This window comes from Clostridium sp. DJ247 (assembly GCF_014231265.1).
This window is the reverse complement of sequence record NZ_JABAIW010000018.1, coordinates 67900-79065: the sequence shown is the minus strand read 5'-3', so window position 1 is coordinate 79065 and position 11166 is coordinate 67900. Positions and strand designations below refer to the sequence as shown.

Sequence of the window (11166 nt, the reverse complement as noted above, 5' to 3'; positions counted from 1 at the left end):
GTAATCCTCACCATATGGGTATTTATATAGGTGATGGTGCTTACATACATGCACCTCGTACAGGTGACGTAATTAAGATATCTCCAATGAGTAGAAGTGATTATCTAACAGCAAGAAGAGTAAAATAGCAATATAAATAATAAAGGCTCGTTAGGGCCTGAAAATGTAATGTTTATATTTTGTGTATAAAATATTGCAGGATTTGTTGAGAGTAAAAGTTTTATAAGTCGTAGAGCTGAGCAGAAAAATTTGCTTAGTAAACTACGACTTTTTAATAAGTTGAGACTTTTAATATAATAGTTTTATTATTGTGTAGAAATACCTTTTTATGAAACTTAAATACTTTAAAAGAAAATTTTGATCTTATTTGTTGACTTTGGTATAAATATAGTGTACTATCTTATTGATAATGAAAATCAATAACTCATGATAAACAATATCAATAACTCATGATAAATAATATCAATGGAAGGATGATGAACAAAATGAAAAGAAAATCTTTAATAACATTATTATCAACAGCACTTTTAACAGCATCAATTTTAGCAGGATGTGCAGGTAAGCCTGCTTCTACCGATACTCCTAAAGAGGACACTAAAAAGGATCAAGTGGTCAATGTATACTCTGAGAGAAATTATGATACTGACAAGAAGCTTTTTGCAGACTTTACAAAGAAGACCGGTATTAAGGTTAATGTAGTTGAAGGAACTGCAGACGAATTACTTGAGAGACTTGCAAGGGAAGGTAAGGATACTGAGGCGGATATGTTTGTTACATCAGACGTGGGAAGATTACATAAAGCTAAGGATCAGGGACTTCTGCAGTCATCATTATCAGATACTATAGCTAAAAATGTTCCAGAAAATTTAAGGGACAAGGATGGTGAATGGATAGGTTTAACTATGAGAGCAAGAGTTCTTGTTTATGCTAAAGACAGAGTAAAGCCTGAGCAGTTATCAACATATGAAGATTTAACAAATCAAAATTGGAAGGGTAAAGTTGTAGTTAGATCTTCAAGCAGTGTTTATAATCAATCACTACTTGCTTCTTTTATAGCAATAAATGGTGAAGAAAAAGCTAAAGAATGGGCTAAGGGTATCGTAGCTAATCTAGCGAGAGAGCCAAAAGGAAATGATAGAGATCAAGCCAAGGCCATCGTATCAGGTGTAGGTGATGTTGCTATAATGAATACATATTATGTAGGAAAGATGCTTAACTCCTCTGATGCTGAGGAAGTAAAGGTAGCAAAGAATGTTGGAGTTTTCTTCCCAAATCAATCAACTAACGGAACTCACATTAATGTAAGTGGTGCTGGAATTACAAAGAGCGCTAAGAATAAGGAAAATGCAGTTAAATTAATAGAATTCCTATCAGGCACAGAAGCTCAAAAGTTATTTGCAGAAGCTAACTTTGAGTATCCTGTAAACAAAGATGTTCAACCTGCAGAACTTCTAAAATCATGGGGAGAATTTAAAACTCAAAATATAAACTTAACCAAGCTTGGAGAGTACAATAAGAAGGCAGTAGAAATAATGAACGAAGTAGGTTGGAAATAACTCTAAAGGCAGTCTTGATGGACTGCCTTTTTAGAATTAAGTATAACAATATTAAATACTATTTAGAGAAATGGATGTGAGAGCAATTGAAGGGGTTTGAAAGCTTAAAGCATAAGGTCAACTTATGGGGAGCCTTAAGTCTTATATTTGTGCTATTGGTAATTTTACCGTGCATGTATATATTATTTCATCTATTGGATAAACCTAATGAGAACTGGTATCATATTAAGACTTTTCTTTTGAAGGATTATATTATAAATACTATAAAGATAGTAAGTATCACTGGTTTTTTTACCATGATAATTGGAACTACACTAGCTTGGTTAATTGCTGCATATGAATTTCCATTTAGGAAATTTTTTAAGTGGGCACTTATTCTACCGCTCACAATACCTCCATATATAGCTGCATATACATATAATGGCATATTTAATTATACTGGTGTAGTACAGAAATTCTTTAGAAATGTTATGAAAATGAATGTGAATCCTGAATATTTTGATATAATGTCTATAAAAGGTGTAGTGTTCATATTTACGATTTTTCTATTTCCATATGTATATATGATAACTAGGTCATTTCTTGAAAAACAATCTGCTGCACTTATTGAAAATGCAAGGCTTCTTGGAAGAGGCTCAGGGGATATTTTTATACATGTAATCTTGCCTGTATCACGTGGAGCTATTGTTGGTGGAACGTCACTGGTGTTGCTTGAGGTACTTAATGATTATGGTGTGGTATCTTACTTTGGAGTTCAAACCTTCAGTACTGCCATATTTAAGACATGGTTTTCTATGGGTGATACAAGTACAGCAGTAAAGCTAGCTTCTATGCTGATGTTTATAGTTTTTATTGTGTTAATTCTTGAGAAGTGGTTGAGAGGAAGAAAGAAATATAGCTATACTACAGCTAAGGTTAGGTCAATCCTTCGAATAAAATTAAAAGGTATAAAAGCTGCGGGAGCATTTCTATACTGTTTCACTATTCTGAGTGCTGGCTTTATTCTGCCATTGATGCAACTAAGTCATTGGAGTCTTTTATCTTATAAAAAAATACTTAATATTAAGTTTGTAGGCTTAATGTTTAATTCTGTATGGCTTGCGGTGATAGCATCATTACTTGTGATAAGTATGTCTGTAGTTATTGCGAATTTTTGTAGAATGAATAGTAATTGGATTAGTAAGGCTTTTTCTAAGGCATCTATTCTGGGATACTCTATACCTGGTGCAGTTATTGCAATTGGAGTAATACTATTTTTTATAAGTGTGGATCGTAAAATGGTATGGCTTTATAAGGCTATTGACCCTAACTCAAAGACTCTAATTTTAAGCACAAGTATATTGATGTTAGTCTTTGCTTATACTATAAGATTTTTGGCTGTAGGTTATCAATCTGTTGAATCGGGATTTGATAAAATAGGAATGAAATTTTTTGAAGCTTCAAGGACATTGGGGTATAGTGTTACTAAAACATTTTTTAAAGTAGACTTACCTATGATGAAACCAGCACTAATTAGTGCTTTTGCATTAGTATTTGTTGATATAGTAAAGGAGCTGCCGCTGACATTAATTCTACGACCTTTTAATTTTAATACACTAGCTACAAAGACATATGAATATGCCAGCGATGAAATGATACATGAAGCATCCATTGCGGCACTTATTATAATATTAGTTAGTATCGCTTCAGTTTATTTACTGTATAGAATAGGGGATAAGGAGAATAGATAATGTTTATACAAATAAATGATTTAACTTTTACGTATAGAAATTCAAAAACACAGACTCTAAAAAATGTTAGTTTTAGTATGCATAAAGGTGAAATACTTTCTATCTTGGGTGAGAGCGGAGGGGGGAAGAGTACAGTGCTAAGATTAATAGCAGGACTTGAGACCCCTTTAAGTGGAAGTATTACTATAAATAATAGAATTGTGTTTGACAGTAATACTTTTATTCTGCCTGAAAAGCGAGGAGTAGGTATGGTATTTCAAGACTATGCTCTTTTTCCTCATATGACAGTAGATGAAAATATAAAATTTGGGCTTAAGAACTTTAGTAAGAAAGAAAAAGAGAGTAGAATTGAAGAAATGCTTGCACTTGTTAACTTGCAGGATCTTAGTAAGCGGTATCCCCATGAGCTAAGTGGGGGGCAGCAGCAAAGGGTAGCTATGGCAAGAGCCTTGGCTCCAAAACCTTCAGTTTTACTTCTGGATGAGCCTTTCAGTAATCTGGATGCACATTTAAAGAGCAAAATTAGAGAAGAATTAAAAGCAATACTGAATCAAACAGGAATAACAGCTATTTTTGTAACTCACGATAAAGAAGATGTAAAGAGTATAGCAGATAAGGTGGTAATTTTAAAAGAAGGAGTAATTGTTGAAGCAGGAACACCTGAGGAAGCTCTCAAATAGTAGCAAAACAAAAGCCTAACTTTGCTAATGAAATAAAAAATAAGTATTCACATATGTACTATAACATTGTTGATAGTTAAAGTTTTATAAGTCATAGAGCTAAGCAAAAAAATGCTTAGCTCTATGACTTTTTGCTGTAATTCTATATAAAGGAGTATACAAAATATATAAATCTGCAGTAACAACATAAATAATCTTCCATATTATATTAGTAACAATTGATAAAAGGAGAGATACAAATGAAAGAATTATTATCAAAGTTAATTAAAAATCATGTAGTTATTTTTTTCAAATCAGGAGAAAAAATAGACGATTTATTAATAGAAGCTATAATGGAAAACGTACTTGTAGGTAGTGTTGATGGAAATATAATAATTATAGAAATTCCTCATATTGCTTGCGTTATGACAAAAGCTGGATTTGTAGAGGTACTACAAACTATACTAATAAGTGAAGAAAATAAAAAAGATGAAAATAAAGATGAAAATAAAGATGAAAATAAGGGTGATAAAAAAGACGGTAAAAAAGGTGACAAGAAAGATGGTAAAAGATCAAGCAAAAAGAAACATGATTAGTGAGCTATTAGATAAAAGTAATTAATGGATTCATAGAGTTGCTTTGTCAGTCATAATATGAACTTATCAATTAAAGTATATACAGCTTATGGGTAAAGCGTTTCCTAGTATGAAATATGGGATCGATTATAAGGCTGCCAATTAGGTAGTCTTTATTTATTATAAATTACTTTTGATTCTAGTATTTGTTTTTTCTTTAATAAAGGTGTGCTAGAGAAGTTAACCTAAAGTATACTTTTAGAAGGTACTAATTCTAGAAATGCTTCATTTTCTGTTTCTGCCTTTGGAAGTGTACGTGGAAGTCTATTTTTTAGTAGTAAAAACATTAAATAAGACATAAACAGAAGTCCAAGGATACCAGGAATAAACATCAAAAAATAATTAGCATTGTCATAACAAATACAAAGATAGTTGCTATAGCTACACTAAAGGAAGATATGATTAAACTTCCTGTTATTAATACGGCAAAAGAAACAGTTAACTTGCGGTTATGCCAAAACTTGTTTCCGTGTAGTGAGTTAGAAACTGGAGTCTTTGTGAGCGGAAGCCTTGAAGGTTCATCATGCGGAGGTTTTAAGAAGTTTTTGCTTGGGAAAGAAGTGTATTATATGATTTCACCCCGTTAGGTAGATACAATAATTTTTTACTGTACCTACTTAAGGGGGATTACTTCACAGAACTGACTTTGAGTATAGATATAAGTAGTGTGTATAAAAGTATATACACTTTATAAGATTATATCATCTAATGATCTCTTAGGTACATGATGAGCTTGATTTTCATCTCTCCAATACTTAACAGTGTTAGCTGAACTTATAGCTTCAATAATTACTTCTTCCTTAGGTTTTCCTAGTGCTATTACCAATACAATTTCATAATTTTCTTCTAAATTAAGTTTTGAGGATAAATCTTTTTTGTTTATGTTTCCAAGCATGCATCCTCCAAGCCCTTTTTCTACAGCTCCTAGTAGGATGCTCTGTGCGGCTATACCTGGATCTAATGATGGGTTTTTACTGATGGATAAATCATTAAGTACTATAATATAGGCACTTGGCTTTTCGCCTTCTTCAGGTCCCTGCCAATTCTTCAAGTAACCTGCCCATCCTAAAGTTTTAAAAATACTTTCATTTTTATCTTCTTCATTGGAGAGTATATATTTTAATGGTTGTAGGTTTGCTCCAGAAGCAGACAATCTAGCAAGATCTACTAATTCTTTTAAAGTTTCTAATTCTATTTTTTCATTTTGATAAAATCTTCTATAGGATCTATTTTTAGAAATTAAATTTTTAATCACTTCTACCTCCATAAATTAAACCTTATTATAAATATCATAATTCTAAGTAAAATCAATATCAATAGAGTACTTTTTTGTGTTTAGGTAACTATTGATATACTAAGTATTAAATTATGGCAGGTTAAAATAAAAAAATATGAGTAAATATCAGTACTATTTATAAATATTTTTTATATAAAGTAAATTTCATTTAGATGGGGGTTGTTTTACGACTCTGGAGAAGTTTCTTATAGTCGATTCTAAAGTATTAGTAAGTATAATAGTATTAATTTTTCTTTGGATAAAAATTCAAATTCTTTAATAATCCATCTACATCACCTTCAAAGCCGAAAAACAATGTTCTATCTCTGTTATCGAATACCATTATATAGCGTTCCTCTTGTTCAGGAAATATTATTATGACTTCATCTATAAAAGTACTTACCCATTGGTTCTGTAAAGCTATAGGTGTATCGAAAGGAATTTTAATCATATAACCTTTATCTGGAATAGGATTGAATTTAGAGTATATGCCTGTTATCCCTTTAAGACAATTATTAACTTGGCTTTGTATTACAGGAGTTGAGTCAACTTTCTTTATTACATAACCTTTGTTTATATCAAATATTTCAATGGTTGTACTTTCGAAGGCTGAAACTTTCATTGGGTATAGGAATATGATAATTAGAATAACTGCTATTTTTTTTAACATTAGGAATCACCTCAAATATAGTATTACCCAAAATAACAGTCAATATTTTGTGAAAATTTGTTTATAATAATATGAATTTTACAAAAAACATTTTTAATAATAATGAAAGAGAATTTATATATCATAATAATTAGAGATATAGTTAGATATTAGAAGATTGAGTTAAATATTTTAAGAAGATAACCTTAGAATAGCTTAAATAAGGTATGTTATAAATTGATATAAGGTATAAATAACTATATAATAAGTTTATGGTTTTTATAAAATAATTTAAGGAAAGCAATTAAGGAGGATATCGTCATGGGAATAATAAAAAGAATATCAAATGTTTTTAGAGCAAAGGTTAACGATGCTTTAGACGAAATGGAGAATCCAATAGAACTTTTAAATCAAAAGGTAAGAGACATGGAAGAAAGCTTAAATCAAGCAAAGTTGTCATCTGCACAAATTTTAGGGAATGTTCATGAAATTGAAAAGAAAATGAATAATGCTAAAAAGGAATCCGAAGAATTTGATGAAAAAGTAAAACTAGCTTTGAGTAAAGGTAATGAAGAGCTGGCTAAAAAGGCTCTAGCTAAAAAAATTGAGGCTGATAAGAATTATGATTCTTTAAAGGTGAGCCATGAAGAAGCTGCAAAAAAAGCTGAAGCTATTAAACAAAAGTTAAGAGAATTAGAAGAAGAAACTGAAAAAACTAGAACTTACAGAGATGAAGCTGCTGCAAGATATAATAATGCAGAAGCAAGTAAGAAAGTTAACGAAATTTTAGCTAATGTAAATACTTCAAATAATAAAATCAATTTAGATGACATAGAAAGAAAAATTCAAAAGAAAGAAGCCTTTGCAGAAGGATTAAGTGACTTAAGGGAGAATGATTCACTAGATAAAGAATTTGAAAAATTAAAAGCAGTAGATTTAGATGAAGAGTTGAAAAAATATAAACAAAACTAGTAGATATAACTATATCTATGGCACTAATTTATAGGGGGAAGGCATATGTTTTTAAATGAACTTAGTAAAAGAGAAAGTATCGCTTTTGTCAACTTAGTTGAGGCTCTAGCTAACATAGATGAAGTATTTGCAGAAAATGAAAAAGATTTAGTAAAAGAATATATTGAAGAACTTTCATTAGATGGTAAAACCATAGAAAAATTAACTGTTGAATTGGCATTGAAAGAATTAAAAACTTCCACAGACAGGGTTAAGAATATAATATATTTTGAATTGCTTGGACTAGCTTTAATAGATGGAGAATATGATCAAAAGGAAATAGATTTCTTAGATAATCTTGCTGTTAACTTAAGCATAAGCTCAAAAAAGCAGCAGGAGTTTATAAACTATTTTAAAACTGTTAAAGAAACTTATGAGATTACTTTTGTTAACTATGAAAATAAGTTAGAGTCCTTGAAGAAAGCAGCTTTAGATTTATTATAGTACAACTCAAAACCAAATCAAATAAGTTAATATAATTTTGCATAAGTGATTAAAATAGGGTATCTGAAGATGCCCTACTTTTAATTTAATACAACATTCCTAAAGCTATCCCAGTTAAAAAAGCAAATAATCCGGCAATAAATGAATCTAATTTTATATAGTATCTCATATTTTCACCTCAATTATAGTATTAACATAAAAAGGAACATTTAAACACTTTAAATTATTGTAAAGTTACATTTCAAAATCACAGATTTTGTATGTCTGCTTAACCGATTCCCACAAAATCACAGATTTTGGCTCTCTGCTTAACTGGGAGTAAAGAGCGGGCTACATCTCTGGATTAGTTCAACTAAGAATCAGGTGGGGTTAAATGACTAAATGGCATTTAACCCCCACCTGATTCAAGTTTCACTTTATAGGAAAAGAGAGGATGAATTACTTTCCTCTCTTTAATTTATAATATCTTATACAACTACTTAATTATAGTTACGGTATTCTCTTTTCTTGGTGCAGCATTAGGTGCCTCAGTTGCTTTGTAACCAAATGCACCTGATCCTATTACATTATAGTCTTCAGGTATGCCTAGTTCTTTCAGTAAAGCCTTTCCTTCTTCTGTATTTGAGAAGGAAGTTACTCCATGAATCCAGCAGGAACCTATATCTAGAGAGGTTGCTGCTAAAAACATATTTTCCAATGCTACTGCACAGTCTATTTGAGGTGCAATAGCTTTTTCAGAGCCAGAAACTATAATTAATGTAGGTGCATTATAAAATAGACTAAACTTTTCAGATTTTGCTCTTTCTTCAAGGTTCTTATTACCTGACTTTTGAAGAATAGTTCTAGATACTTCGTTTATTTTATGTAGGGTTTCTTCATTTTGAATTACTGTAAAGTGCCAAGATTGTTGATTCATAGCACTAGGAGCAAATAATCCAGCTTTGAGTATTGTCTGTAAATCTTCATCTTTTATCTGATCCTGCTTATAAGCTCTTATACTTCTTCTGTTTAATAAGGTATTAAGTGTTTCGTTCATATAATTGAACCTCCTATTTTAAAGCTATTTTAGTATTAGTAGGTGAATTTATTGCAAATTATACTTATAGTATAATCAAACAGCATAAAAATATTGAGTGTTTCTTAGCAACAAATATATTCATAAGTAAAAAGTACTATATTTATAATATTTCTATAATTAGGTTTTAGCAAGTACACACTTTCAGGTATGATAGTATATAAAAGCATACTATAAGGTTCAAGTTATTGGAAAAAGTAAAGATCTCAATAAACGTACTTACCGAGACCTTTTAAGCTTTATAAATAGATACTTTTATTTTCTTAATCTTCAACTATCTTTATATAAACTTTTCTATTACGAGGACCATCAAACTCACAGAAATAAATTCCTTGCCAGGTACCAAGTAGAGGAGTTGAGTTTTGAACTATTACTGTGGCACTTGATCCCATAAGAGAGGCCTTTATATGAGCATGAGAGTTTCCCTCTATATGGTGATAGTCTCCTTTCTCAGGAAATACCTTATGTAAGGTGACTAGTATATCCCTAACTACATCAGGGTCAGCATTTTCATTAATAGTTATGCCGGCAGTGGTATGAGGACAGAAGATTATGGCAGTGCCATCTTTAATTGTACTATCATCTATGGATTTCTTTAACAGGCTGGTGATATTTATGAATTCATCTGATTTTTTTGTGTTTACAGAATAAGTATATACTTTATACATTAAAAATCACTCCTATAAGTTAAATTTAGAGCATGGTTATCTATATTAACCGCCATGTTCTATACTGTTTCAATTAAAAAAATCATGTGATGTAAACTATTATATGGAAGATTTTACTGAAAATCAAATAAAATATGTAAGTAAAAAGTAGACAAAGGTTGGGATATAGTTGGTTGTGTAAATATATACCAAATTCACATATATGGTATTTATTAAATATAAAAATTGTATTACAATTAAGAATATAAAAATCAATATATTTTATTGGGAGGAAAAGCATAAAATGCCATAGAAAAATCTAAAATGCCTTAGGTAAAATACATATTTTACCGTAATGCTGCTATATGGTGGTAAATCTCCAATGAATAATTTAGTTATAGGTAAAATGCATTTTTATAAACATATACATGGGAGGCTAGATTATGAAAAATATAAAAAATATCTCAATTGTAGGATTAGGAGCTATAGGATGTGCCTACGCCAGTAAGTTATATGATATGGATTCTAAAAGTATAAAAGTTATAGCTGGTGGAGAAAGAGCAAAGCGATATAAAGAAAAAGGATTTTTAATCAATGGGAAGCAATATGATTTTACATATGCCCATCCAGAAGAAAAATGTGAACCAGCAGATTTAATCATTGTGGCTGTAAAATCAAATCAGTTATCTGAAGCTATTAAAGATATGAAAAAACATGTGGGACCTAATACTATAATTATGTCTCTTTTGAATGGTATTACAAGTGAAGAGAGTATAGGTAAAGAGTTTGGAATGAACAAGATTCTATATGCTTTATGTATTGCTATTGATGCAAATCGTAATGGAAATAATATTCGTTTTTCTAGTTATGGGAACATAACCTTTGGAGAAAAAGTAAATATAGAATATTCCGAAAAAGTAAAAGCTGTTAAGGAACTTTTTGATAGAGCTAATATTCCTTATAACATTCCTGAAAATATGATACGTTCTTTATGGTGGAAATTTATGATTAATGTAGGTATAAATCAGTGTTCTGCGGTACTTAGAGGACGATATGGTGTTTTTCAGAGTAGAGACGAGGCAAAAAATCTTATGGAATCCGCTATGTGGGAGGTAGTAAGGTTATCTGAAAAAGTTGGAGTTGACTTAAATGGTAAGGATATTGAACAGTGGTATAAAGTGTTAAATACTATGAACCCTAATAGTAGAACTTCCATGCTTGAAGATATTGAGTGCGGCAGAAAAACTGAAGTTGATATATTTGCAGGAACCGTTTGTGAGTTAGGGAAGAAATATGGAGTAGATACTCCGGTAAATAACGCACTTTTTAATATCATAAAGGTAATTGAGTCAACTCAAAAGTAACTTTTAGGCTGTAGAAAAAGAATTTGAAACTGAAGTATACATAAGTTTAAGATTAAGTTTAAATCTTTGTGAGTCCCTGTAATCTTATATTACATTAGTATAAAATTAATAATTAGCTTA

General features: G+C 30.6%; 13 protein-coding genes. 8 read left to right on the top strand and 5 right to left on the bottom strand.

Annotated elements, in window-relative coordinates:
- From HGI79_RS09265 to HGI79_RS09245, 5 genes are all read left to right on the top strand, one after another.
- On the top strand, positions 1 to 128 hold a 128-nt coding region (locus HGI79_RS09265), incomplete at its 5' end, for an NlpC/P60 family protein (RefSeq protein WP_185650433.1).
- Between the two features lie 357 nt (positions 129 to 485).
- Entirely contained in the window at positions 486 to 1556 is a 1071-nt protein-coding gene (locus tag HGI79_RS09260; RefSeq protein WP_185650432.1) for a Fe(3+) ABC transporter substrate-binding protein, read from the top strand.
- A gap of 173 nt (positions 1557 to 1729) precedes the next feature.
- Positions 1730 to 3286, top strand: a complete 1557-nt coding sequence (locus tag HGI79_RS09255) for an iron ABC transporter permease (protein WP_185650431.1) — start codon at positions 1730 to 1732, stop codon at positions 3284 to 3286.
- A complete protein-coding gene (locus HGI79_RS09250) occupies positions 3286 to 3966 on the top strand; it encodes an ABC transporter ATP-binding protein (RefSeq protein WP_185650430.1) in 681 nt (226 codons plus the stop codon). Before HGI79_RS09255 ends, HGI79_RS09250 begins: the two co-directional genes overlap by 1 nt.
- A 239-nt stretch (positions 3967 to 4205) precedes the next feature.
- On the top strand, positions 4206 to 4541 hold the full coding sequence (locus tag HGI79_RS09245; RefSeq protein ID WP_185650429.1) for a hypothetical protein: 336 nt from the start codon (positions 4206 to 4208) through the stop codon (positions 4539 to 4541).
- 224 nt (positions 4542 to 4765) lie between these two features.
- Here the strand turns inward: HGI79_RS09245 and HGI79_RS09240 are convergent, their stop codons facing one another.
- From HGI79_RS09240 to HGI79_RS09230, 3 genes are all read right to left on the bottom strand, one after another.
- Entirely contained in the window at positions 4766 to 4912 is a 147-nt protein-coding gene (locus HGI79_RS09240) for a hypothetical protein (protein ID WP_185650428.1), read from the bottom strand.
- Positions 4913 to 5268: 356 nt separating this feature from the next.
- The gene (locus HGI79_RS09235) at positions 5269 to 5835 is read right to left on the bottom strand and encodes a nitroreductase family protein (RefSeq protein ID WP_185650427.1); all 567 of its coding nucleotides are present in this window, start codon (positions 5833 to 5835) and stop codon (positions 5269 to 5271) included.
- Between the two features lie 265 nt (positions 5836 to 6100).
- A complete protein-coding gene (locus tag HGI79_RS09230; RefSeq protein WP_185650426.1) occupies positions 6101 to 6526 on the bottom strand; it encodes a hypothetical protein in 426 nt (141 codons plus the stop codon).
- A 300-nt stretch (positions 6527 to 6826) separates the two neighbouring features.
- On the opposite strand from HGI79_RS09230, the gene HGI79_RS09225 reads away from it, so the two are divergent.
- Together HGI79_RS09225 and HGI79_RS09220 are read left to right on the top strand one after the other, a co-directional pair.
- On the top strand, positions 6827 to 7477 hold the full coding sequence (locus HGI79_RS09225; protein WP_185650425.1) for a PspA/IM30 family protein: 651 nt from the start codon (positions 6827 to 6829) through the stop codon (positions 7475 to 7477).
- A 45-nt stretch (positions 7478 to 7522) separates the two neighbouring features.
- Positions 7523 to 7960: a hypothetical protein gene (locus HGI79_RS09220; protein WP_185650424.1), complete on the top strand. Its 438-nt coding sequence runs from the start codon at positions 7523 to 7525 to the stop codon at positions 7958 to 7960.
- A 475-nt stretch (positions 7961 to 8435) separates the two neighbouring features.
- Here the strand turns inward: HGI79_RS09220 and HGI79_RS09215 are convergent, their stop codons facing one another.
- Positions 8436 to 8996, bottom strand: a complete 561-nt coding sequence (locus HGI79_RS09215) for a nitroreductase (protein WP_185650423.1) — start codon at positions 8994 to 8996, stop codon at positions 8436 to 8438.
- 302 nt (positions 8997 to 9298) lie between these two features.
- Complete coding sequence (locus HGI79_RS09210) at positions 9299 to 9703, bottom strand: secondary thiamine-phosphate synthase enzyme YjbQ (RefSeq protein WP_185650422.1); 405 nt, start codon at positions 9701 to 9703, stop codon at positions 9299 to 9301.
- A 422-nt stretch (positions 9704 to 10125) separates the two neighbouring features.
- Here HGI79_RS09210 and HGI79_RS09205 point away from each other — a divergent pair, with 422 nt between their 5' ends.
- Positions 10126 to 11046 carry a ketopantoate reductase family protein gene (locus HGI79_RS09205; RefSeq protein ID WP_185650421.1) on the top strand — a complete coding sequence of 307 codons (921 nt, stop codon included), beginning with the start codon at positions 10126 to 10128 and terminating at the stop codon, positions 11044 to 11046.
- The last annotated feature ends 120 nt before the right edge of the window (positions 11047 to 11166 follow it).